Annotated in this window: 17 protein-coding genes; 5 read left to right on the forward strand and 12 right to left on the reverse strand. The window is 45.6% G+C overall.

Annotated features, from left to right (window positions below):
• Positions 1-8: 8 nt before the first annotated feature.
• The 5 genes from L2744_RS06950 to L2744_RS06970 all read left to right on the forward strand — a co-directional run bounded on the left by L2744_RS06950 (position 9) and on the right by L2744_RS06970 (position 8,722).
• On the forward strand, positions 9-4,853 hold the full coding sequence (locus tag L2744_RS06950) for an NAD-glutamate dehydrogenase (RefSeq protein WP_248991231.1): 4,845 nt from the start codon (positions 9-11) through the stop codon (positions 4,851-4,853).
• Positions 4,854-4,915: 62 nt separating this feature from the next.
• Complete coding sequence (pyrD, locus tag L2744_RS06955) at positions 4,916-5,935, forward strand: quinone-dependent dihydroorotate dehydrogenase (protein WP_248991232.1); 1,020 nt, start codon at positions 4,916-4,918, stop codon at positions 5,933-5,935.
• 200 nt (positions 5,936-6,135) lie between these two features.
• Complete coding sequence (locus L2744_RS06960) at positions 6,136-6,669, forward strand: cell division protein ZapC (protein WP_248991233.1); 534 nt, start codon at positions 6,136-6,138, stop codon at positions 6,667-6,669.
• Positions 6,670-7,457: 788 nt separating this feature from the next.
• Positions 7,458-8,120: a hypothetical protein gene (locus tag L2744_RS06965; RefSeq protein ID WP_248991234.1), complete on the forward strand. Its 663-nt coding sequence runs from the start codon at positions 7,458-7,460 to the stop codon at positions 8,118-8,120.
• A gap of 140 nt (positions 8,121-8,260) precedes the next feature.
• A complete protein-coding gene (locus L2744_RS06970) occupies positions 8,261-8,722 on the forward strand; it encodes a hypothetical protein (RefSeq protein ID WP_248991235.1) in 462 nt (153 codons plus the stop codon).
• A 407-nt stretch (positions 8,723-9,129) separates the two neighbouring features.
• Here L2744_RS06970 and L2744_RS06975 read toward each other — a convergent pair whose 3' ends face one another.
• From L2744_RS06975 to hisG, 12 genes are all read right to left on the reverse strand, one after another.
• Entirely contained in the window at positions 9,130-9,450 is a 321-nt protein-coding gene (locus L2744_RS06975) for a YdbL family probable chaperone protein (RefSeq protein WP_248991236.1), read from the reverse strand.
• 25 nt (positions 9,451-9,475) lie between these two features.
• Positions 9,476-9,694 (reverse strand): YnbE family lipoprotein, encoded by a 219-nt coding sequence (locus L2744_RS06980; RefSeq protein ID WP_248991237.1) that lies wholly within the window; start codon positions 9,692-9,694, stop codon positions 9,476-9,478.
• 13 nt (positions 9,695-9,707) lie between these two features.
• The gene (locus L2744_RS06985; protein WP_248991238.1) at positions 9,708-12,917 is read right to left on the reverse strand and encodes an intermembrane phospholipid transport YdbH family protein; all 3,210 of its coding nucleotides are present in this window, start codon (positions 12,915-12,917) and stop codon (positions 9,708-9,710) included.
• A 114-nt stretch (positions 12,918-13,031) separates the two neighbouring features.
• Entirely contained in the window at positions 13,032-14,219 is a 1,188-nt protein-coding gene (locus L2744_RS06990) for an aromatic amino acid transport family protein (protein ID WP_248991239.1), read from the reverse strand.
• Positions 14,220-14,758: 539 nt separating this feature from the next.
• Positions 14,759-15,400: a bifunctional phosphoribosyl-AMP cyclohydrolase/phosphoribosyl-ATP diphosphatase HisIE gene (hisIE, locus tag L2744_RS06995; protein WP_248991240.1), complete on the reverse strand. Its 642-nt coding sequence runs from the start codon at positions 15,398-15,400 to the stop codon at positions 14,759-14,761.
• A 96-nt stretch (positions 15,401-15,496) separates the two neighbouring features.
• On the reverse strand, positions 15,497-16,270 hold the full coding sequence (gene hisF / locus L2744_RS07000) for an imidazole glycerol phosphate synthase subunit HisF (RefSeq protein WP_006081894.1): 774 nt from the start codon (positions 16,268-16,270) through the stop codon (positions 15,497-15,499).
• Positions 16,252-16,989 carry a 1-(5-phosphoribosyl)-5-[(5-phosphoribosylamino)methylideneamino]imidazole-4-carboxamide isomerase gene (hisA, locus tag L2744_RS07005; RefSeq protein ID WP_248991241.1) on the reverse strand — a complete coding sequence of 246 codons (738 nt, stop codon included), beginning with the start codon at positions 16,987-16,989 and terminating at the stop codon, positions 16,252-16,254. The genes hisF and hisA overlap by 19 nt, the downstream gene beginning before the upstream one ends.
• 70 nt (positions 16,990-17,059) lie before the next feature.
• Entirely contained in the window at positions 17,060-17,872 is an 813-nt protein-coding gene (hisH, locus tag L2744_RS07010; protein ID WP_248991242.1) for an imidazole glycerol phosphate synthase subunit HisH, read from the reverse strand.
• Between the two features lie 31 nt (positions 17,873-17,903).
• Positions 17,904-18,995 carry a bifunctional histidinol-phosphatase/imidazoleglycerol-phosphate dehydratase HisB gene (hisB, locus tag L2744_RS07015; RefSeq protein WP_248991243.1) on the reverse strand — a complete coding sequence of 364 codons (1,092 nt, stop codon included), beginning with the start codon at positions 18,993-18,995 and terminating at the stop codon, positions 17,904-17,906.
• Between the two features lie 100 nt (positions 18,996-19,095).
• The gene (gene hisC / locus L2744_RS07020; protein WP_248991244.1) at positions 19,096-20,241 is read right to left on the reverse strand and encodes a histidinol-phosphate transaminase; all 1,146 of its coding nucleotides are present in this window, start codon (positions 20,239-20,241) and stop codon (positions 19,096-19,098) included.
• A 60-nt stretch (positions 20,242-20,301) separates the two neighbouring features.
• Positions 20,302-21,603: a histidinol dehydrogenase gene (gene hisD / locus L2744_RS07025; protein WP_248991245.1), complete on the reverse strand. Its 1,302-nt coding sequence runs from the start codon at positions 21,601-21,603 to the stop codon at positions 20,302-20,304.
• A 3-nt stretch (positions 21,604-21,606) separates the two neighbouring features.
• Positions 21,607-22,506 carry an ATP phosphoribosyltransferase gene (hisG, locus tag L2744_RS07030; RefSeq protein WP_248991246.1) on the reverse strand — a complete coding sequence of 300 codons (900 nt, stop codon included), beginning with the start codon at positions 22,504-22,506 and terminating at the stop codon, positions 21,607-21,609.
• Between the last annotated feature and the right edge of the window lie 895 nt (positions 22,507-23,401).

Consider the following 23,401-nt stretch of genomic DNA (forward strand, 5'->3'; position numbering starts at 1 on the left):
ACAGCAACATGGCCTTGAAAGATGCAATGCCTTCAGTACTACTTGAAAATGTAGTCAGTTTAATTCACGCTAAAGTCCCTAATTCACAAGCCAAGCAAGTTGAACAGTTCGCGACCTGCCTTTACGCCCGTATGTCGAAAGATGATCTCAATGCGCGCAACGATAGCGATCTTTATGGTGCTGTTCTGAGTTTATGGAACGCCCTCAACAAGACCCCAAAAGGTCACACTCATCTCAGAGTATTCAATCCAAGTCAGTCAAAACACGGCTGGCAATCTACCCATTCGATTATTGAGGTCATCCAACCTGACATGCCATTCTTGGTAGATTCAGTGGGTATGGCATTGAATCGTATTGGTATTACCGCTCACATGGTGCTACATACTCCGCTGGCGATTGAGCGCTCAGGGTCAGAAGTCTCTAAAGTGACCTATCTGAATCAAAATCCTGAAAGTACTGAGTCTGTTGCGGTTTTCTTAATTGAAATTGATCGTCAAAGTAGTACCGATGACATCAAGGCACTAGAGCGCGAAATTAAGTCAGTGCTTGCCGATGTTGCTGCTTCAGTAAATGACTGGAGCGCAATGTCAGCTAAATTAACTGAAACCATTAAAGACTTGCCAAAGCGTCCATTCCCTGGTGATAAACAAGAGTTAGAAGAAGCAATTAACTTCTTGACTTACTTGAATAATCATCATTTTACTTTGCTAGGTTATCGCCAATACGATTTGAAACGTGTTGAGGGTGACGTTGAGCTAGTGCCCAATATCGCCTCTAGTTTGGGGTTGATGAATAAGCACACTAAAGCACAGCCGGAGCAGGGTTTGTTGTTATCTAGCTTCTCCGATAGCGCCCGTAAAGAAGCCTTAGATCACAGCTTGCTTATCCTGACTAAGAGCAGCGCTAAGAGCCGCGTCCACCGCCCTGCTTATGTTGATTATATCGGTATCAAACGTTTCGATAAGAAAGGCAATGTGGTCGGTGAGGACAGATTTATCGGTTTATATGCCTCTAACGTGTATAACCGCAGTCCACGTGAAATCCCGCTGCTGAATGAAAAAGTGCAACGAGTGTTAGATCGTTCAGGCTTAACACCGCGTTCTCACGACTATAAAGCACTGCTCAATATTCTTGAAAACCTGCCCCGTGATGAGCTAATTCAAGCCAATGTTGAGGATTTAGCGCACACAGCTCACGGTGTGCTTGAAATGCAAGACAGAGACAAACTAAAACTCTTTGTGCGTAAAGATGGTTTTGGTCGTTTCTTATCCTGTTTAGTGTATGTATCTAAGGATCGTTACAACACTAAACTTCGCCAAGATACTCAGCGTATTTTGGCTCAGCATTTTAACAGCAAAGAAGATGTAGAGTTTACGACTTATTTCTCCGAGTCATCGCTTGCTCGCACTCACTACATTGTCAAAGTTGATAACAATAATATGGATGTAGATGTGGCGGCCATAGAGAATAATTTAATTGAAGCGGCACGTTCTTGGGAAGATAAGTTAAGCTCAGCGCTTAACAACGCCTTAGGTGAAGAAGCCGGTACTCATCTCACTAAGCGCTATCTCAATGCGTTTGAACAAAGCTATAAAGAAGATGTATTACCAAGTTCTGCAGTAGTGGATATGCAGCATCTGGAAGCCTTGGACGATGAGCATAAATTGGGTATGTTGTTCTATCAACCGCAGGAAGCTGCGCTGAACGACAACAAAGTCCGTCTTAAGTTATTCCATAAAGATGAGCCAATTCATTTGTCTGATGTGTTGCCCATGCTGGAAAACTTCGGTTTGCGCGTGATCAACGAACGTCCCTATGAAGTCACCACTTGTGATGGTTCCACCTTCTGGATCTTAGACTTCCTAATGACGGTTAAAGTGGTCAACACTGACAATATCGCCGACAGCCAAGACAGATTCCAAACCGCATTGTCGCAAGTGTGGCAAAAGAAACTAGAGGATGACGGCTTTAACCGTATCATTCTGGCTTCGGGTTTGACTGGCCGTGAAGTATCGGTATTGCGTGCCTATGCAAAATACATGCGCCAAATTGATGCAACATTTAGCCAAGCGTATATCGAAGAGACCTTTGGCCGTTATCCTCAAATCGCTGATTTGCTGGTTAAAATGTTCATCCGTAAATTTAATCCTAAACTTAAGACCCGTACACTGGGCAAGTTTTTAGAGCAGATCAATTTACGCTTAGATGACGTCTCTAGCCTCGATGATGACCGTATTATTCGTCGTTATTTAGACCTAATTAACGCCACTCTACGAACCAACTTCTATCAGTTAGATGCTAAAGGTGAATCTAAGAGTTATATCTCGTTTAAATTCATGCCTTCAATGATCCCTGAAATGCCACGTCCGTTGCCGAAATTCGAAATTTTCGTCTATTCGCCGCGTGTAGAAGGTGTGCATTTACGTTACGGTAAAGTGGCCCGAGGTGGTTTACGCTGGTCAGATCGCCGTGAAGACTTCCGTACCGAAGTATTAGGTTTGGTAAAAGCACAGCAAGTGAAAAACACTGTGATTGTGCCTGTAGGTGCTAAAGGTGGTTTCGTTTGTAAACAGCTACCAACAGAAGGTGGCCGTGAAGCACTCTTTACCGAAGGTCAAGAATGTTACCGTCTGTTTATCCGCGCATTGCTCGATATCACCGATAACATAATCAATGGTGAGATAGTCCATCCATTGGATGTGGTGCGTCACGATGAAGATGATCCATATCTTGTGGTTGCAGCCGATAAAGGCACTGCGACATTCTCTGATATCGCGAACTCCATTTCCCTCGAATACCGCTTCTGGCTGGGTGATGCATTCGCATCGGGTGGCAGTAACGGTTACGATCATAAGAAAATGGGGATCACGGCCAAAGGTGGCTGGGAATCGGTTAAACGTCATTTCCGCGAAGTGGGTATCGATTGTCAAACCACTGACTTTACCTGTTTAGGTATTGGTGACATGGCGGGCGACGTATTTGGTAATGGTATGTTGTTGTCTAAGCACACCAAATTAGTTGCTGCCTTTAACCACATGCATATCTTTATCGATCCAAACCCAGATACGGCATTAAGTTATGATGAACGGGCGCGTTTATTCGCTCTACCACGTTCTAGCTGGGAAGATTACAACAGCAAGCTGATTTCAAAGGGTGGCGGTATTTTCCTACGTTCATCTAAATCGATCCCCTTATCGGCAGAAATCAAGCAAATGTTGGGTACAGAGAAAGCCTCTATGACCCCAACAGAGCTGATGAAAGAACTGCTGAAAATGCCAGTCGATCTAATTTGGAACGGCGGTATCGGTACTTATGTTAAGTCATCCCGTGAAACCCATGCTGAAGTGGGCGATCGTGCCAACGATGCATTGCGTGTTAACGGCGGTGAACTGCGGGCCAAGATAGTCGGCGAGGGCGGTAACTTAGGTTGTACCCAGTTAGGTCGTATTGAATATGCCTCTAACGGCGGCCGTATTAACACCGACTTTGTGGATAACGTCGGTGGTGTTGATTGTTCTGACAACGAAGTGAACATCAAGATTTTGCTGAACGCTATGGTAACTGAAGGTGAACTGACGTTAAAACAGCGTAACCGCCTACTGGAAGAAATGACTGAAGAAGTCGGCCAGATCGTACTGCAAGACTGTAAAGATCAAACCCGCACTATTTCTGTTACCCAAGTCCGTGGTGCCGAGCAGCTTAAAGAGCAGATCCGCTTTATCCAATATCTGGAAAAAGAAGGTAAGTTAGATAGAGCATTAGAATTCTTACCTTCTGACGATGAACTTGCCGAGCGTTTAGCAAGTGGTCGTGCCTTAACTCGTCCTGAACTTTCCGTACTCGTTGCCTACGCAAAAATGGTATTGAAAGAGCAGCTAGTTACACCAGAAATTACTGAAGATGCGTTGTTAAGCCAGTTGCTTATTGCTTATTTCCCTAAAAAACTTCAGGAAAAATATAGCGATAGAATGGTGACACACCCACTACGTGGCGAAATCATTGCGACCTCACTCGCCAATGAGCTTGTCAACGATATGGGCTTAAACTTTGTTCAACGTATGCAAGATGAGACAGGTGCCTCAGTTGCCGATGCGGCTATTTGTTACACTATGGCCCGCGAAGTATTTGGTTTAGCTGAATTAACTAAATCGATCACTGACTTAAACGGTATCGTACCTGCTGTGGTTCAGGGTGAAATGTTGCACCAACTGCGTCGTAATATGCGTCGCGTGTGTCGTTGGTTCCTGCGTCATCGCAATCGCACTTGGAGCATTGAACAAAACGTTGCCTTCTTCAAACCTGTATTTGAGCAGATTAAAGCCAATGTTCATTTATATCTGGTAGAAGAAGAAGCGGCTGGCATCCAAGCTGAGATCAACGCCTTGATCAAAGAAAATGTACCGCAGGATGTCGCGATCGTAGTAGCTAACATGAGTACCTTATTCTCAGCGTTAGATATCGCTCAAATTGCCCAAGCAGAAGATAAGACAGTGGCATTGGTTGCTGAAACTTACTTTAAACTCGGTGCCCGTGTTGAGTTGCACTGGTTCTTAGAACAGATCAGTGCTCAACCTGTGGCGAACCATTGGCAAGCACTTGCCCGTGCAGCCTTTAGGGAAGAGTTAGATTGGCAACAACGCGCATTGAGTTCAGTGGTCCTAAGAACCTGCAGTGAAACCTGTGATGCAGAAAGCGTGATTTCTCAGTGGATTGAGATAAATCAAGGCTTACTGGAAAGATGGTTCCACATGCTAGCTGACTTCAAAACATCGCAAATCCATGAGTTTGCTAAGTTCTCCGTCGCCCTACGTGAACTTAATCTTCTGATCCTTCATTGTGAAGGCCAAAAGTAAACTTTTATAATAATCAGAAGCCCTGGCGATCGCCGGGGCTTTTTTTAGGTCGAGGAAAGTACATGTTCTATAAAATCGCACAGAAAGTCATGTTCCAGATGGATCCTGAGCGAGCGCATAATCTGGCTATCGGTAGCCTGAAAATGACAGGCAACAGTCCATTAAACTGCTTTTATAGCCAAAATATCGCGCCTGCTCCTGTAACATTTATGGGGCTGACTTTTCCAAATCCAGTAGGTCTTGCTGCGGGAATGGATAAAGACGGCGAGTCGATTGATGCCTTTCATGCGATGGGATTTGGACACATTGAGGTGGGCACTGTTACTCCAAGACCACAACCCGGTAATGATTTACCCCGTTTATTTAGATTAAAGCCTGCTAAAGCGATCATTAATCGTATGGGATTTAATAATAAAGGGGTCGATAATTTAGTTAAAAATTTGATCGCGAAAAAGTCCGATATCATGGTGGGTGTCAATATTGGTAAAAATAAAGACACGCCAGTGGAGCAAGGCAAAGATGATTATTTGATCTGCATGGATAAGGTTTATCCCTACGCAGCCTATATTGCGGTGAATATTTCCTCACCTAATACCCCAGGCTTACGATCGCTACAATATGGCGATCTATTAGATGAATTATTGAGCGCGATAAAAACTAAGCAACTTGAACTTGCCGAAAAACATAAAAAATACGTGCCAATCGCACTTAAAATTGCTCCAGATTTAACCATTGAAGAAATTGAAAATATCGCAGACGCTCTGGTTAAAAATAAATTCGATGGTGCGATTGCAACTAATACGACATTAACTCGTGATGGCGTAAGCGGCCTTGCCAACGCCAATGAAAGCGGTGGTTTGAGTGGTAAACCTTTAACTGAGCTTTCAACAAAAGTGATAAAGCAGCTCGCTATCTGTTTAAAAGGGCAGATCCCAATTATTGGTGTGGGTGGTATTAATAGTGCTGAAGATGCTTTGGCGAAATTTGATGCTGGAGCGACTATGGTACAGATTTATTCTGGCTTTATTTATCAAGGACCGAAGTTAATTAAAGAGATTGTTGAAGCTTATCGCTTAAAATAATGATCTTAAGATCAATAAATAGATCTAAAATAAGATCTTTTTTAATAACTGCGATCTAAAAGGATCATTAGATCGCAGTTAAGATCCTATAACAGATCGACTAAGTAACTGTTAAATAATTTGTATTTTATTATTTTTATTTTGATATTGAATAAAATATCTACTATTATGTCCGAGTGTTCAAATAGTGGGTAAACGTTATGTTATTAATGCCGCAAAAGGATTGGCAATGGAAATATAACGATTCGTATGGTGTTCTAGGCGTATCGTTAGGTTCCGAAATAGAATTTCTGACGGCTTATAAAGCAAAATCACTCATTCCAGATGCTTTATCAAGCATGGAATTTAGTATTGCGCACGCCAAATTCTATATAAATTTACTCGAAAGGTTGCCTAAAAGTTTATCCTTAACTGATGCCGCTATTGTTCAAATAGCCCTCAATGCTACTGCTGCCCATTTTATGCTGACGCCACAGATGCCTAAGTCTTGGTTTTTTGATACCAGCGATGTGTGTGTTTATAGCGATGTGGGTAAAGTATTTGAGCTTAAATCCCAAAGGCAAAGAGTACTTGTGCTTGTTGTTGAGAACACTCTTCAAGCTGCGCTCGTGATGTTATTATCGCCGGAGTGTGTATTAGCTGGCGGCAAAACGATGATCCAGTTTGAAACCATTAAAGTGATGCATAATCGCTTACACCCCCTACGTGCGCAGCGCCATGTGGTTGCGGCATAGCATCACTCTTGGTTTTGGATAGCCGCTATTAACCGATAATTAGCTTAAATCCCCATGGTGTTATTGAGCTATCCATACTCTTTTCTGCTAAGAAAGCTTTTTCTAAAATTAGTCACGTGGATCTTCAACACCTTTTTATTTAATGCTATCCAATGATAATTTGTGAGTCTGATTACTCTCTATTTGACTCTGCTTTTAGTATCAAACTCACTACGCAGTTTGGTTTGCCATGGTATTCACTCGTCGACTCGCAGCTAGTCCATCCGTGGATGCTCGACCGCCCCGTCCATGGGGCGGACGGTCGTCTCGCCAATCACCATGGCGCACCTTTCAGTATTTGCGTAGTCTGGAGGTTCAAGAGGGGGGGAGTTTTTATTTAACTATGGTTGGCACTGTTTTCTGTGTTGTTTGCGCAGCGCTAAAAGCAAAAAGAGTTGTGGGTGTCCGGTTTTTTCGCCGCCCTTAATACTGATTGTTTACACAGTGTTATCTGGTTTGTGCCGATTTCAAGGACTAGATTGAAAATATTTGTGCGCGTTTACATAAGATCTTCATGTATATAGCATTTATAATCAATAACTTATTTTTTGACAGCTTGAGATAATAGGTTTGGAAAACGCGCATGCGTGTTTTTCCGGATGGCATATCTAAACAAAAGCTGGTAAGTTCCTTTTATTACAGGTAGTTAACCATGCGCGTTTTTACTGGTCTAATGAGATAAACGCGCATGCGCACTATATAAAGGTTAGTTTTATATTGAAGTCATGAGAATTTGGGACATTAGGCAGTTGAAAAAAGTAATCTTAGCTATTGTTGTACTTTACTCGATCACAGTTGGATTCTTTATTGGTGTCACTGAACATAAAACAATGTTCAATGATGTTAAATGGACTGATGTTGGAACCTTACTTGTTACATTTTTGGGGTTTGCTTTTGGTTTCTATACTTATTTCCAATGGTTAGGTAATAAACGGAAAGAAGACTCATATATTTCTGCTAAGAGATACCTTTCGGCAATAGATGAAGTCGAAGAAAATCTTCATGAACTCGCATTTCATTACAATCATATATGTCCAACTCCGGGTTTGCTAATTGAAGACAAAGACGTTTCAATCAAACGGATTGAACATTTACATAATGTATGGGGCAACTTATACCAATCCAGAAGAAATCTATATAAAGCCAATCGTGAGTTGGCATTTTGGAATGTGGAATTGGCTCCTGATGCTAAACAAAACTACGATTTCTTAAATCAATCGCTCGACAATATCAGTGTTGTTTCCTCTGCACTAAATAGTCAGCTTCATCATTTTATATGTAAAGACTCAAGTAATATGAACGAAGTTATTCGACATAAGGAAAGATTTGATGAACTACAAAGATCAGCATATAAGGTGGCTCAGCATAGAATCGACACTGGATTTAAGGCAATGTTTAGATTCGAGCAATAAATAAAACTAACAAATGCTTCAAGACGGATTCGCAACGCTCGGCCTTTGATTTGGTTTTTGTGTTTACGGTGTAATAATTGAGTATCGTGGTAGCGTTGCTCACCACTTAAGCGGGCGTTAGGCAAGAACAGGACAAACAAATGACAGCAATCTTCCCATTGCAAAATGACGTTACTTTACACCGTTCGAATTCTTACCCCACGAGCAACGCACATGCGGAGGAAATGGGCTTAACAGGAACCAAGAATAAGGAGGTTCGGGCATTAACAATTGCCGCATTTCGCGTTGCGCAGAATAACTCACAACTTTCCACAGTGATTATGAATCGTGACCTCTTACTATTTTTGCTGGCTAATAGCGATACAGCTTTAAAGTATTGGATTGAAAAGCGGCGGCTAATTGAGGTGCTGGGTGGTTACAGATTGACACCTGATGGCCTTACAGAATGTCAAAATATACTGCTTGGTTTGTCTGGTGCGTACAGCACAACTGAGCAAAAGGTTCAAGAATGGCAAGAACGTATGGTCAGCGGAGATCGCGTTGCCTGTAATCCTCACCAATTTTCTTCGGCTTATTGGAATGTAGCCCCAGAATTCAGATAATAACTGCGACACTCTAATTGAGGTGTAGAAGAAGCCAACTGCTGAGAAGTGGTACACTTTATCTCGCTAAAGTAAAAGAGTATCACCAAAATTTAATGATACACCCATTGTTAAATTTGGTTACCAGTATACGCAGGGCTTGACGAGATTAAGCACTGTCATGGAAGTGACCGTCCGTGACAGGGATGTCACGGTCGAGCCTATAGGGATACTTCTTACTAGGTAACAGGACGGCGTGTCACTGGAATAAGTGTGCTTAATCAAACTCCATCAAACAATCTAAAATCTAGATCTTCGCTCAACGCTATTTAGGACGGGTCACCGCCAACAACAACGCCTGCAATTGCAGGCGTTGTTGTTTAAGTCTATTTGTTTTGCTTTTATGCCTTAGCTTCTCAAATAATGGATTACTTTTTAATCCATTTTCCGCTGGCATCTTGCACATAGTTGCCTTTATCTGTGGCGGTTATGGCTTTTTCACCGGCCAGTTTTGCGACATCGGTGGCGGAGATATTGTTCTTTTTCGCTATGGTTTCGTAGTGGGCGCGGCGTTTATTATTGACATCGTCCATCACAGCTTTGGCTTCGGGATTGGCTTGTACTAATCCTAGGTAACCATTGGGTTGTTCGCCTAAATAGCCTTGGGATTTGGCTTCTTGAAGTGACATAGCGAAGGCGCTGAGGCTCAAGAAGCTGAGGGTTAATAATAATAGTAACTTTGATTTCATGGTGATTCCTCAATTCTTGTGTAATTTAGAACAATTTCTCATCAGATAGGAGTTGATCTAACTCCTTATCCACTTTGATTTTTATCTCGTGTTCAATTTTCACATTGAGATTGATGACGATAGGTTTATCGGGTGGCTCTATTTTGACTGTGGGCGTGCAGCCTTGCAACATGGCTAGTGTGACCAATGCGGCAAGAGCGCTTCGGGTACCTATGCTAACTTGCTGTAATTGAATTATCTTCACTGAGGTTTCCTTGTTACTTCACGGATTTTTCGATTTTGTTCTGCAAATCATTACCAATTTGCAGACTTCTAAATAATTGCAGCATGTTCTCTTCATGGGAGTAATTCAAGTGAATTGGGCGTTCAATCCCTTGAGTACGTCCTTTGACTTCGACAATCAGGGTCGCGTCACCTTCTTGATCCATATCAAAGCTACTCGATAATTGACTGTATTGTAAGTGCTCTAGGGTAGAAAAGACAAAGTCGAGGTACGGCTGGGATTGACGCATACCATCCACCGAAGGATTGCCCGATATAGCAATAAGCCCTCCAGGTGCCCTCGCGGCGAGTTGTCCTCCCGTAATGGAGACTTTGCCGTTAACTAAATCAACGGGGAGCACACCATCAAATATCCCATCGGCATTAATGCCCGTTTGCGGCTGAATGCGCAATACTTCCTCAAGACTCATGCCTTGTAATAGAAGATAGGCATGGGACTTTTCTTGTAACTTAAGATTAAATTCTGGCAACAGGAACTGGCCGCTAAGCACTTTACCTTTGGCCGTCATGGAAATATCGGTATCACTTAATCCTGTGAGTTGCTGCAACCAATTATCGGGCAGTTTCTCGGCATCTTTGCCGAGCGCAATATCGGCTTCGACTTCGATATCTGTGAGCGGAAAACCAGGATCGAACAAGTTAAAGGTCATCAATGTCTGTGGACAATTGAGCCGACTCAAACTACTAAAATAGTCTTTATCCTGTGGTTTTTTATGGGACAGTTCTCTATGGGATAGCTCCCAAGTGAACTCACATTGCGCTTGAAGTTTGCCGCCTTCAAAAATGGTGTCGTTATAAAAACCTTCGAGATCTGTCATCGATTGGGTAATTTGCATGACAAATTGAGTCTGATCGCGTTGCTGTGTCAGATTAAACTGTGCCTGAAATTGGTTATTACCCGTGACATTAAGCTCAGAGGGCAAAGGCTGGGTTTGATTGAGCAGCGATAACGCTTCGGTCATGCTGGTGTCAACAACCCATTGACCAGTCAATACGAGGGGTTTATTGGCTGTGGCTAGGTTTAATTGATGATGGCTTTGCAGTTCGACCGTGCCAAGCTGCCAGTTTTCTTCCCCTAAAAGAGTGCCTTTTTTCCAATCCAAACTTTGTTTAAGGGCTAATGAGTCGAGTTTTAGCACAGTCTCTTTACGAGTACGGCCTTTACTACTGAGCTGTTTTTCGATATTGAGTTGGTTTGCATGCCATAAAAGATGATTCTGCCAGTCAGACGCTAATAGCGAATTCATTGGAGTGTCTGGTTTTAGCTCGAAATGCATAGCTTTTTGTAAAGTGATCGAAAACGCCGCCGCACTCATATCGCTCTGAGAGCTTATGATATTATCGGACCCGACTACCGAAGTTTGGGTTGTTTGTAACAAACGAAGTTGATCGAGTGTTAAGTCTAACGGGGGCAATGATATTTGTAGTGCTGTTTGGTTAGCCATGCTTGAGGGATGCAGGCCTTGCTGTAAATGATCCGTATGCGAACTGAGTTGGATTAGCCCTAGGGTATTAAGGTTAATATGACCAAGATTAAACTCGGTCTGCCTAGGTGCCTGTTTATCTAACGGGCTGTTATAGGTAATTTCGCCCAAGCTAAATAGCAACGTTGGTGCTGTTTTCTTTAAGCTTTCTACCTTCGCAGTGACAGGCTTGGTCATCAATTGCCAATCGGTTGATTGTGGCGACTGAGCTAAACTAAATTCCCCTGTAGTGACTAATTGACTACTCTTCCAGCCCAGAGCCTGCGTCGCATCAATCCAGATATCGGCTAATTGCACGGGGGTTTCTTGTTTGGCGTTAAGATGCCAATCGGCCTTGAGCGCAAGTGTATCGGCCGATTTTGCGATTTCAATATCAGAAACATCAACTTGGATATCGATTTTGCTGTCTAGGGTTTTTAGGCTAATTTGGGGAAGGTTAACCAATGTAATCGCTTGCTGCCCATTGTGAGTTTGCGTTTGATTCAGTGGGTAAGTCAATGTTTCACCTAGGGTGAGTTGAATACCCACTGGTGCCGCGGTATTTTTTAGCCCTGACAGCAACGTTGATATGGAGTCGTTAAGTGGGCTATCTAATAAGGCTAATAGCTGTTGTTGCTGTTTATCATTTGGATTCAGTGCCAAGGTAAAGGGTTTTAGACTTAATTCTAGTTCTGCTAAATGTCCCGCAATACTAAATTCAAGAGCAGGTTTGGGCTCGAGTTGCAGCGCCGCAAACTGATTAAAAGTCACTTTCGGGTCGATTAACTTATGCCGACTGATTAGCTCCCCCGACGTTAGCCCTAGCTGGCTATGGGAAACTAATTGTCCTTGTAGATCAATTGCTAATTCCTGCCATTGCTTATCAAACTCAGTGAGTGTGTTCAGCATGCTGCCAGGGCTTTGCCTAAGGCTTATCTGGTGCAGACTCGCGAGCAGTGGTGCGAGCGCGAGTTCACTTTCCAGTTGCCATCCCTCCGCGGCGAGTATTGCTTTGAGTACTGCTATGCTTTCGCCATCATGGCTAAACGCACTGCTGATTTCTCCTGCGTTATTTAAACTGAGTTTATCCATCACTAGATGATAGGCGGGCAAATTGGCTTGCGACCTTAGGAACAGCTTAGTTTTGCCTATATCAATTTGAGGTAATGATTTGATATCTAAGGCTAATGCTGGACCTTGTTCATCGATGGCGTTGCGGTCAGGCAAAAAGATCGACTGGCCTAACTCCACTTCAATGTCACCTGTCTTTATCTGTTTGATTTTTCTGGTTAGGTGGGGTATTTGGCTAAGCTGTTTTAGCTCGTCTAGGCTTTGCGGCCAATCGAGCTCTAGTACGATATTCAGATCCTTAAGCATGATTTGGCTGTCATGTATCCTAAGTTTGGCAGAGGTGATATGCCAATGCTCTAACTGACTTTCACCTAAACGAATATCAATAAGCTCGCTGTCCATGCCACTAAGGACATAATTGGCCGCTCGTATGATCAATTTTTCGGTTTGAGTATTGATAATCCAAATACTTAAAGCCACACATGCCAAGACGCCCGTCAAAGCCGTTGCCACTAAGGTCTTTTTTAGGGGAAATCTTCGTACCATTTTACTACTGGCCGTATTTTTATTATGGGACTCACCATGGGATATCTCTTGGCTAGTCTCACTTTTTACAGCAGTGGCGAGTTTTGGTTTTTTGTGGATTGGCATCTGGCTTTAACATCATCCTTATCAAAATCGTGCCTTGGGGTTGTAAAAATGTCCTATCGCACTCTTTGTACACGCATTATCGTACCGTCATCTCTGCGGCAGTTTAACACTCAACTAGCTAAAAAGCTGCGCTGTGATAACCCCAATTCCACATAGCGTTGCAAGCACAAGGGCAAACCTGCCGCCAGCGACGCGATAACCAGTCGCTAAATTTGCGCCGTCTCGCGTTTGGCGCTGTGTCCACACCATGGCCACAGGTAAAAAGATCGCGAGGATCACCAGCGCAATCGCTGCGTAACCTAGGGCGGTGATAAAACCTTGTGGGTAGAAGAGGGCAAAACCTAAGGGTGGCAAAAAGGTGATAGCCGCGGTTAAGCTGCGACCTGTTGCATTATCTTCTTGCCTTAAGCTTGAGGCCATAAAATCGAACAAACCTAAACTCACCCCTAAAAACGAGGTCGCAAGGGCGAGATCGGCAAATAGACTAATAGCGCTACTTAAGTATTCACTGTGCAGTACGCTCGCCAGTTGATTGATAAAGCTCGATAAACTCTGGTTTTCGAGCAATTGACTTTGGCTCAATACGCCTTGACTGCCCAGTTGCCACAAAAGATAAATGACCAGTGGCAAAGCGGAGCCGAACAGCATGATCCTGCGCAGGGCTTTGATTTCAACGCCCAAGTAGCGCACCACTGAGGGAATCGAACCGTGGAAACCAAAGGAGGTAAAAATCACCGGGATAGCCGTGATAATCAGCCCTTGGTTAAGCGGAAGTTCGAGTAAATGTGGACCGTCGACCTGCGGCAGTAACAAGACCAGCATCAACAATAATGCCAATAATTTAAGGGCAAAAAGACCCCGGTTGATCAGATCCACACAGTGGGTTCCCATGCCCACAATGGCGCCAACCAGCAGGGTAAATAGGATTGCGCCCGCCTGTGGGGGCAAACTTAACCCTAGCCAAGTGCTCAGTTTTTGGTTCACTTGCTCGCCGCCGCCAGCAATATAGGCGGCGCAGAGGGCGTACAGTAAAAACATCAAGGCGCTATTGGCGATCAACTGGCCCTTACGACCCAATAAGCGCTGCGCTAAGTGATTAAGGCTGGCATCGCTGGGAGCGAATTGGTGGATCTCCACCATTAGCAGCGCCGTGTAGGCCATCAGCGCCCATAGGATGAGCATAATAGCGGAGGAAGTGCCAAAGCCAAGTCCAGCCGATGCGATAGGCAAAGCCAGCATACCCGCGCCGATTGTGGTGCCTGCGATAAGCAGTAAACTGCCGAAAATTTTATTCTGTGTCATAACATGATCTCAAAAGCGTGTCGCAAGAAAAAGAGATAAAGACTTGATCCTAAAGCAACTGTCTTAAAGGATTTTGATGCGATTCAATGATGAAATGATTCAAGCACAAAATGATTTAAGCAAATGAGACAGTGGCGCTCAGCGGATCCGAAAGGATATGGCCACAATGGAAGGTCAGGCGTGGTGCCTATCTATGCCATTGCGGCTACAGATAGGGAGTATAAAGTGCTGTGAAACACATAAAACTTGCCTTAGCGTGTGTGGAGTAAAAACGGATAAGTGTTTTGATGCCTTGATTTATTGCCTTAGTAACGTGACGGCAACGGAGGCTACCATAGGGAACTGAGTTGTACTTGTCAACCATTACAACAGTATTTTGGTGGCTTTTTGTCATAGGATTCGGTGCAAGATATTTATTGATCACACTGCGGCAAGGCACTTGAGGGAATAGCGCGATAAAAAATGCCGCGCACTTGATTTAAGTGGGCGACATTTTTAGCGGTAAAATCAATAGCAAGACATCAGGTGCAGTAGGCAGATTATGCTTTACTCTGTAGCGCCTTTTCATGTCTTGCCAGCAAGTTTGCTGTGATGTCGCTAAGGCTTAAGTGTTGATCTTCAAGTAATACCAGCAAGTGATAGATAAGATCTGAGGCTTCGTTAACCAGCTCTTCCTTATCGTGGGTCGCGGCGGCAAGGGCGGTTTCAAGGCCTTCTTCACCGACCTTTTGGGCGATACGTTTCGTGCCGTGCGCAAACAAAGACGCCGTGTAACTGGAATCGGCACTTTGTCCTTTACGCGAGGTGATAAGGCTGGCGAGGTTGTTCAAAAAGGGGTGCGCATTGTCATCTAACCAGCAACTTTCGGTGCCTTTGTGGCAGGTTGGGCCGTTGGGGATCACTTGCACTAACAGGCTGTCGTTATCGCAGTCCTTATCGATGGCGATCAACTTTAGGGTATTGCCTGAGGTTTCACCCTTGGTCCACAAACGCTGTTTTGAGCGGCTGAAAAAGGTGACATCACCTGTGCTTAAGGTTTTTTCCAGCGCGGCCTTATCCATATAACCGAGCATTAATACCTTGCCCGATAAATGGTTTTGGATAACGGCAGGAATAAGCCCATCCTGTTTATTCCAATCCAGCTCGCTAAAATCCGACTTAGTGTTTGTTTGCGTTGACATAGTATTCACTCTTAATCTGTTTGTAGAACCTAGAACCTAGAACCTAGAACCTAGAACCTAGAACCTAGAACCTAGAACCTAGAACCTAGAACCGCACTAGCGTCTAATCGCGATCCCTTCGGCCGCTAAATAGGCTTTTAATTCACCTATGTTGATAATCGCCTTGTGGAATACGCTCGCTGCCAGCGCCGCATCGACTTTAGCCTCAATAAATACATCGCGAAAATGCGCCATAGTTCCAGCACCGCCCGAGGCAATTAACGGCACGTCGCAGATGGCGCGAACAAGACTTAACTGCTTGATATCGTAGCCACCGCGCACGCCGTCTTGGTTCATCACATTGAGCACGATTTCACCACAACCTCGTTTTTGCACTTCTTCAACCCAGTCTTGGGTAAACCACTGCGTATCCTTAGTCGCAGCCTCATCGCCAGTAAATTGCTTTACTTTATAGCTGTTGCTGGTGGCATCGAAAAAGGAGTCGATACCAATCACGATACATTGGCGGCCGAACTCGTCCTGCAGGCGTGAGATCAAACTTGGATCGGTTAACGCGGGCGAGTTAATCGAAATCTTATCCGCACCAAAGGCTAATAACTCACGGGCTTGGCTAATGGTTTTAATACCACCTGCCACACAGAAGGGAATATCAATCTGCTCCGCCACGCGGCTCACCCACGACTTATCGACCACACGTTCGTGGGCGCTGGCGGTAATGTCATAAAACACTAGTTCATCGGCGCCTTCTTCGGCATAACGCGCGGCTAAGGGGACGATATCGCCGACAATTTCGTGGTTACGGAACTGCACGCCTTTCACTACTTTACCGTCTTTCACATCTAAACAGGGGACTAGTCGTTTGGCCAGCATTGGATTGCCTCCGCCACGTTAAACTGATTGATAAGCAAGGCTTTACCGATAATGATGCCCGCAGCGCCGCTGTCTCGCACGGCGCTCACATCATCAAGGGTCGCAATACCGCCAGAGGCTTGCCAAGCGATGTCGGGGAAGCTTGTTGCAATTTCTTGATAAAGCGCGGTATTGGCGCCAGTTAAGGTGCCATCACGGCTAATGTCAGTCACTAGCGCATGCGTTAAGCCGACCGCGCTAAAGGTTTCTACAAGGGATTCTAAACTCTTACCGCCGCCACTTTGCCAACCGGAAACGGCGACAATTTTCTCGCCGCTCTGGTTGATATTGACATCGAGCGCGAGGCAAATTGCTTCGCTGCCGTATTTGATAAACCATTGTTTGACTAACTCAGGTTCTTTCACCGCCAGTGAGCCAATTACCACGCGTTTTACACCGATAGCTAATAATTCAGTGACTTGTTCTTCAGTACGAATACCGCCGCCCACTTGAATATTGGCGTTTAGTCCCGCCACTAATTCACTGATAAGGCGAGTTTGGCGTTTCGCGGGATCTTTCGCGCCCGTTAAATCAACGATATGCAACCACTTAGCGCCTTGTGCCTCGTATGATTGCAGCTGCGCCAAAGGACTTAAATCAAAGGTGGTCTGCTGGCCGTAATCGCCTTGATAAAGTCGGACGACATTGCCATCAATTAAATCAATTGCAGGAATGATCATAAGTTCATATCCTCGATTGATTTTTTTGTAAGCAATTCATTAATAGCTATTTTTTTTATGAGTAATTTATTCATTGGTCAGCCTTATTTACACCAGCTTGGCCATCAGCAGAGTTGCTTCGCAGCGCTTCGTTCATCAGCGCTTCGTTCATCTGTAACTCGTCCATCTGTAAAAAGTTACGCAGAATTTGCGCGCCCACTGCGGCACTTTTTTCTGGGTGGAACTGTACGCCCATAAAGTTACCCTTGCCAATGGCGGCGCTAAAGCCCTCACCATAGGAACATTCGGCTAAGGTAAATTCGCTTAAAGGTGCGCGGTAACTGTGGACGAAATACACATAACTGCCATCTTCAATGCCCGCAAATAGCGGGTGAACGCTAGGGATTTTGGCTCCTTGTGAGTTTGTCGTTAGCTTAAGTTGATTCCAGCCCATATGCGGTAAAGGTAAGCCTTCAGCTTTGAGTAACTCAGTATCTAATTCGCTAATGTCGGTTGGGATTATGCCTAAGCATTCGCAGTCTTGACCTTTGCCGCCGCGCTCCTTAGAAATCGCCGCCAACATTTGCATGCCAAGGCACACGCCCAGCACAGGTTGAGTCAGGCCTTGAATGAGTTCGACCAAGCCTTTTTCATGCAAGGATGCCATTGCGGCTCCCGCCGTACCTACACCCGGCAGTACCACGCGTTTTGCCGCTTTGATTTTGGCTTTATCGTCTGTGACCAATACCTTAGCGCCTAAACGCTCGAAGGCAAAACGTACTGAACTTAAATTGGCACAGCCCGTATCTATGATAACGGTTTCAGCATCTGGTGATGCATTTGCTGTTAATTGCCGACTAGCTATTAATTGCTGGCCAGCTGTTAATTGAGAGTCTTGTTGCATCCTAACCTCTTAAACGATTTATGCTGATGCCTTAAAGCACGCCTTTGCTCGATGGCAGAATATCGCCTTCGACTTTAACCGCTTGGCGTAGCGCGCGGCCGAGCACTTTAAACAGGGCTTCAACCTTGTGGTGATCGTTATCGCCTTCGGTCGACACATGCAGCGTACAGCGCAGGCCATCGGCAAAGGAGCGGAAGAAGTGCGGCACCATTTCAGTGGCCATTTCGCCCACATGCTCGCGCTCAAAATCGGCCGAGAATTTGATAAAAGGGCGGCCAGAGATATCCAGCAGGCATTCGCCCTTGGCTTCGTCCATCGGCAGACTAAAGCCGAAACGGGCAATGCCGCGTTTGTCACCGAGCGCTTGGCGCAGGGCATCCCCTATTGCCAGCGCCGTGTCTTCGATGCTGTGGTGATCGTCGATTTCCAGATCGCCATCGACTTTCACATCCATTCTAAAATTACCGTGGGTGGCAATTTGATCGAGCATGTGGTCGAAAAAGCCAATGCCAGTGTTGATGTTACCTTTAACTGAACTGTCGAGATCCACGGTTACGCGAATGTCCGTTTCTTTGGTGGTACGCACGACCGTGGCGGTGCGGCCTTTATTGAGCAGTGCATCGGCGATGGCGTTCCAGCCCAAAGTGTCGCGTTGATATTTCAGGCTTTTAATGCCCATGGCATTGCCCAGCTCCACATCGGTCTCGCGATCGCCAATCACCGCCGATTGGGTAAAATCGATGCAGCCTTGGGTGAGATAGTCTTTCACTAGCCCCAGCTTAGGTTTACGGCAGCTGCAATTTTCATCAAAAAAGTGTGGGCAAATCACCACATCTTCAAAGTTAACCCCTTGGCTTTTGAGGATTTGCATCATCATATTGTGGGGCGCGTCGAAATCTTCCTGCGGGAAAGACGGTGTGCCAAGGCCGTCTTGATTGCTGACCATGACTAAGCGAAACCCTGCCTTTTGCAGACGTAGCAAAGCGGGGATCACCTGTGGCTCGAACACTAATTTCGCTAGGCTATCGACCTGTTTGTCGGTGACTGGCTCTTCAATCAAGGTGCCATCGCGGTCGATAAACAGAATTTTTTGTGCAACGTTCGGGATAAATTGTGGGTTCATGGCTCTACCTTCAAATTCAATTCGTTTAGCTAATGCTTAACCTGATTTAACTTTCAGCACTGCATTATCTTTTTATTAGTGTCTTATTATCAGTGACTTATTATTCGTTTTCTGATGACAGCTCAGCGCGTTGCGATTCAAATAAATTCACTAACACATCGGTATCCGCCTTTGAACTAAAGCTAAAGCGGATGGCCTTGGCAAGTCTTGGGTCTTTGTAGGCGCGGGCGACAACACCGCTGCCTTGCAGTAAAGCCGCGACCTTGGCGACATCATCAAATTCAGCCAGCACATAATTGCCGTTAGGCTTAAGCACGCGGGCGCTGGATGAGCTATTCGACTTTGAACAATAAGCGCTGATCGCCGCTGTGAGTCTGGCGCCTTGTTCATTCAATTGTGCGACTTGTACTTTCATCCGCGCAACGCCAGCGCTTGATAGCGCCTGTGTGGCGACTTCACTCACGGGTAGCGGCACAGGATAGGGCGCAATCACGCGCATAATGATTTCGACTACGGCCTCGTTTGCCAGCATAAAACCACAGCGTGCGCCGGCGAGTGCAAAGGCTTTTGACAGGGTGCGCAGTACCACCAGATTCGGATAGCTTTCCAGCAAATCCGCCACGCTGTATTCAGGGCAAAACTCAATATAGGCCTCGTCGATGACTACAAGCGCGTCGGGCAGGACTTTGATCGCTTGCTCGATAATGGCTTTGTCGATCACAGTCCCCGTCGGGTTATTGGGATTGCAGATAAACACCAGTTTTGCGCCGCGAACGTCCTCGGCATAGCTTGACGGCAAGCCATATTCCGCGCTGAGATTTAACGCTTTAACGCCCACATTAAAGGTGTTCGCGCTGATGGCATACATGCCGTAAGTTGGGCCAAAGCAAGCAATGCTGTCGATGCCCGGTACGCAAAAGGCGCGAATTAATAGCTCAATCGCTTCATCGGCGCCGCGGCTGGCGACTATCTTACGCTCGCTCACGCCGCTGTAGTTGCTGTAGGCACTGATAAGCTGCGGCGGTTGGCATTCTGGGTAACGATTTAATTTCGATAAATCGAGCGCTGCGGTATCGACATTATTGAAGGGTGATTCGTTGGCATTGATCCAAATATCACCACGACCGCCCAATCTGCGGGCACTTTGGTAGGGCGTTAAATCCAGTAACTCAGGGCGCGCTAGGCGCTCGGCTAATGTCGATGCTATGGGTTCTGCTGTTTTTTCCATGCTGCTCACTTGGCTCATTTTATTCACTCAGCTCTATTTTCATTCACTTAAGGTTCACTCACTTAAGGTTTTAGCGGATCATTTCTCTAGGCTAGCTAGACGAATGGCGACGGCATTTTTGTGCGCATCGAGCAATTCGTTACTGGCTAACGTCATGACCGCTTGCCCCAATCCGATTAAGCCCTTAGCGCTGAGTTCCTGCACGGTAAAGCGGCGGCTAAAATCGGCTAATGATAAGCTCGACACGGCGCGGCTGTAACCGTAAGTTGGTAGTACGTGATTGGTGCCACTGGCATAATCGCCAACTGATTCAGGTGTATAAGCGCCTAAAAATACTGAGCCCGCGGCGCGAATGTTTTTTAGCACCTCACGGGGAAAGCGCGTTTGAATGATCAAGTGTTCAGGCCCGTATTGATTGGAAACCTGCGCGGCTTGCATCATATCGTCCACAACAAAAGTGCGACTGCTCAGTAGCGCCGTTGCCGCGATATCACAACGCGGCAGGGCAGCGAGCTGTCTTGTTAGCGCGTCATTCACGCCATCGGCGATATCTTGCGAATCTGTCACTAAAATCACTTGTGAATCAGGGCCATGCTCCGCTTGCGAAAGCAAATCGGCGGCAATAAATTCACAATTGGCGTCGCTATCGGCAATCACTAATACCTCAGAAGGTCCAGCGGGCATATCGATACACACAGTGCAGCGACCATCCTGCGATACAAGGCGTTTAGCCTCAGTGACATAACGATTACCTGGGCCAAAAATCTTATCGACCGCGGGGATCGTTTCCGTGCCAAATGCCAACGCCGCAATGGCCTGCGCACCGCCCACTTGATAGATTTCAGTGATCCCGCAGGCATTAGCTGCATAGATAATGGCATCGTTGATGGGCGGTGGGCTAACCAATACTCTTTGCTCACAGCCTGCGATCTTGGCGGGCAGGGCGAGCATCATAACGGTTGAAATTAATGGCGCGCTGCCACCTGGAATATATAAACCTACTTTTTCAATTGGTTCGCTACGTAGTTCGCAGCGCACTCCCGCCTCGGTCTCCATATCAATCGGGCGAAATTGCTGGGCGCTGTGAAACACGTCTATGTTCGCCATGGCTTTGGCTATCGCCGCTTTTAGCTCAGGCGATACCCGTGCGCTTGCCGCGGCAATTTCGGTTTCGCCCATGCGCAGTTCACCAATCTTAGCGCTATCAAAGCCATCAAACTTTTGATTAAATTCGGCAATGGCGGCATCACCATGCGTCGCCACTGCATCGAGAATGGCGCGAACGCTTTGCTCTAAGCCGCTATCACCAATTAAGGGCGAGCGTTTCAGCGCCGTTTTCTGCTCGGCGGTTGATAAGGTTGACCAAGTTAGGATTTCCATACATTACCCCATCATTTTTTCGATTGGCATCACCAGAATCGAGCTGGCACCGAGTGCGGTCAACTGTTCCATGGTATCCCAGAACAAATCTTCGGTACTGACGGCGTGGATAGCAACGCGATTAGTATCATCATTTAATGGCAATACGGTTGGGTTTTCAGCGCCGGGCAGCAGGGCCACGATTTGATCTAAGGTTTCAGTTGGCGCGTGCAGCAGAATGTATTTGCTCTCGCGCGCTCGGATAACGCCATTGACGCGGGACAGAATTTTGTCGATGAGTGCTTGCTTAGTCGGCGATTGGGTTTGGGTCGATTGAATGATGCAGGCCGTAGAGCGGTAAATCACTTCGGTTTCGTATAAACCGTTGGCCTCTAAGGTGGCACCCGTCGATACGAGATCACAAATCCCATCGGCAAGGCCGGCACGCGGGGCGACTTCAACCGAGCCTTTTAACATACAGTCGCGATAAGTTATGCCTTTTTGTTGCATAAAACGGCGCAGCAGATTCGGGTAAGAGGTAGCGATGCGCAACCCCTCTAAAGAGGAGGCATCGGCGTAACTGAACTCTGTTGGTACGGCTAACGAGAGGCGACATGAGCCGAAATCTAACTGACGCAGTTTGAGGCAATCTGCAGGTTTGTTCAGAGTTTGACGCTCGATTTGTTCCTCTTCGAGCACGTTTTCACCGATGATCCCCATATCGACCACGCCGTCCATCACCAATCCTGGGATATCGTCATCACGAACGCGCAATAAATCGATGGGCATATTGTCAGCGTGAGCAATAAGGCGTTGTTCATTAATGGAAAATTTAACACCGCAGCTTTTTAGCAATTGTTGTGATTCGGTCGATAGACGGCCAGATTTTTGGATGGCGATGCGTAAACGGTTCGATTCAGTCATAGTGTTATCTCGCTCAAAAGTATCAAAATTAAAAGATTCAAAAGTGTGTTGTTTAATCGGTTTAATACGCCTTGCCATTCAATGGGCTCTAGCTAAGAACTCTAGTTAAGTGCTCTAGCTAACGTATTGATAATTTATTAAATATCTAAAAATTTTTTATTTAAATTAAAACCAAAATTAACGCCTAAAAGCAAAAACCCCCGGAATTCCTTCCAGGGGTTTATGATCATCTTGAATCAGTCCGCCAGAAGGATATAGTCCTCCGGCAGTGAGCGTCCGAAGGCTACCGCATATGGTGGTGATGGTGGTGGATAGCATTCAGTAGTGGGCTCATTTTACTCTCTCGGTATTTAACTTTATTGGCTTAACTGCTCGAAATACAGTGAAGCGTTGAATTCGTTGTTACGGACGTCTATCCGTATAAGTGGATTTAAACTAACCGCTTTTATGAGCCTTTGCAACAGCCAATTTGAATTAAATGAGAATATTTATGCGTTTTTGTGAAAAGGCCGGTGGTTATCACTAAACAAAGCCATTGGGCATATTTGTTGTGTGGATGTTGAAAGTGGACAAGAATAAGTTGGCAAACGGTACTGGGTAACCTGTTATTTCAGTTGTTGGGATCTTAGCGTTGGCTGGTATCCAGTCATATCGGCTTACCATGGCATTTACTCATTGACACGCAGCGAGTCCATATATGGACACCTCGAATAGATCAACCACTTTTTGAGTAACAGAAAGTAATACTGCGTACGTATATCCGACCTGTTTGTGAGAATCTTTGTTCTCTGGCCTTAATGAGAACCGCGCCTTTGCTGCTTATCGTCCTTTCGGAGTCATATGCTCCTTGTACTCTCTCAGCATCTGCAAAGGCCGGTATTACCTGTTACTTCAT

Origin of the sequence: Shewanella profunda (assembly GCF_023283765.1) — a bacterium.
Lineage (GTDB): Bacteria > Pseudomonadota > Gammaproteobacteria > Enterobacterales > Shewanellaceae > Shewanella > Shewanella profunda.

What these genes read in the sequence shown, in the direction of transcription:
- hisG (WP_248991246.1), bottom strand. Translation starts at nt 22,506, where the DNA reads ATGACTGAATCGAACCGTTTACGCATCGCCATCCAAAAATCTGGCCGT.
- L2744_RS06975 (WP_248991236.1), bottom strand. Translation starts at nt 9,450, where the DNA reads ATGAAATCAAAGTTACTATTATTATTAACCCTCAGCTTCTTGAGCCTC.
- hisIE (WP_248991240.1), bottom strand. Translation starts at nt 15,400, where the DNA reads ATGTCAACGCAAACAAACACTAAGTCGGATTTTAGCGAGCTGGATTGG.
- hisA (WP_248991241.1), bottom strand. Translation starts at nt 16,989, where the DNA reads ATGATCATTCCTGCAATTGATTTAATTGATGGCAATGTCGTCCGACTT.
- L2744_RS06950 (WP_248991231.1), top strand. Translation starts at nt 9, where the DNA reads ATGGCCTTGAAAGATGCAATGCCTTCAGTACTACTTGAAAATGTAGTC.
- hisF (WP_006081894.1), bottom strand. Translation starts at nt 16,270, where the DNA reads ATGCTGGCCAAACGACTAGTCCCCTGTTTAGATGTGAAAGACGGTAAA.
- hisB (WP_248991243.1), bottom strand. Translation starts at nt 18,995, where the DNA reads ATGAACCCACAATTTATCCCGAACGTTGCACAAAAAATTCTGTTTATC.
- L2744_RS06960 (WP_248991233.1), top strand. Translation starts at nt 6,136, where the DNA reads ATGTTATTAATGCCGCAAAAGGATTGGCAATGGAAATATAACGATTCG.
- L2744_RS06985 (WP_248991238.1), bottom strand. Translation starts at nt 12,917, where the DNA reads ATGCCAATCCACAAAAAACCAAAACTCGCCACTGCTGTAAAAAGTGAG.
- pyrD (WP_248991232.1), top strand. Translation starts at nt 4,916, where the DNA reads ATGTTCTATAAAATCGCACAGAAAGTCATGTTCCAGATGGATCCTGAG.
- L2744_RS06970 (WP_248991235.1), top strand. Translation starts at nt 8,261, where the DNA reads ATGACAGCAATCTTCCCATTGCAAAATGACGTTACTTTACACCGTTCG.
- hisC (WP_248991244.1), bottom strand. Translation starts at nt 20,241, where the DNA reads ATGAGCCAAGTGAGCAGCATGGAAAAAACAGCAGAACCCATAGCATCG.
- L2744_RS06990 (WP_248991239.1), bottom strand. Translation starts at nt 14,219, where the DNA reads ATGACACAGAATAAAATTTTCGGCAGTTTACTGCTTATCGCAGGCACC.
- hisD (WP_248991245.1), bottom strand. Translation starts at nt 21,603, where the DNA reads ATGGAAATCCTAACTTGGTCAACCTTATCAACCGCCGAGCAGAAAACG.
- hisH (WP_248991242.1), bottom strand. Translation starts at nt 17,872, where the DNA reads ATGCAACAAGACTCTCAATTAACAGCTGGCCAGCAATTAATAGCTAGT.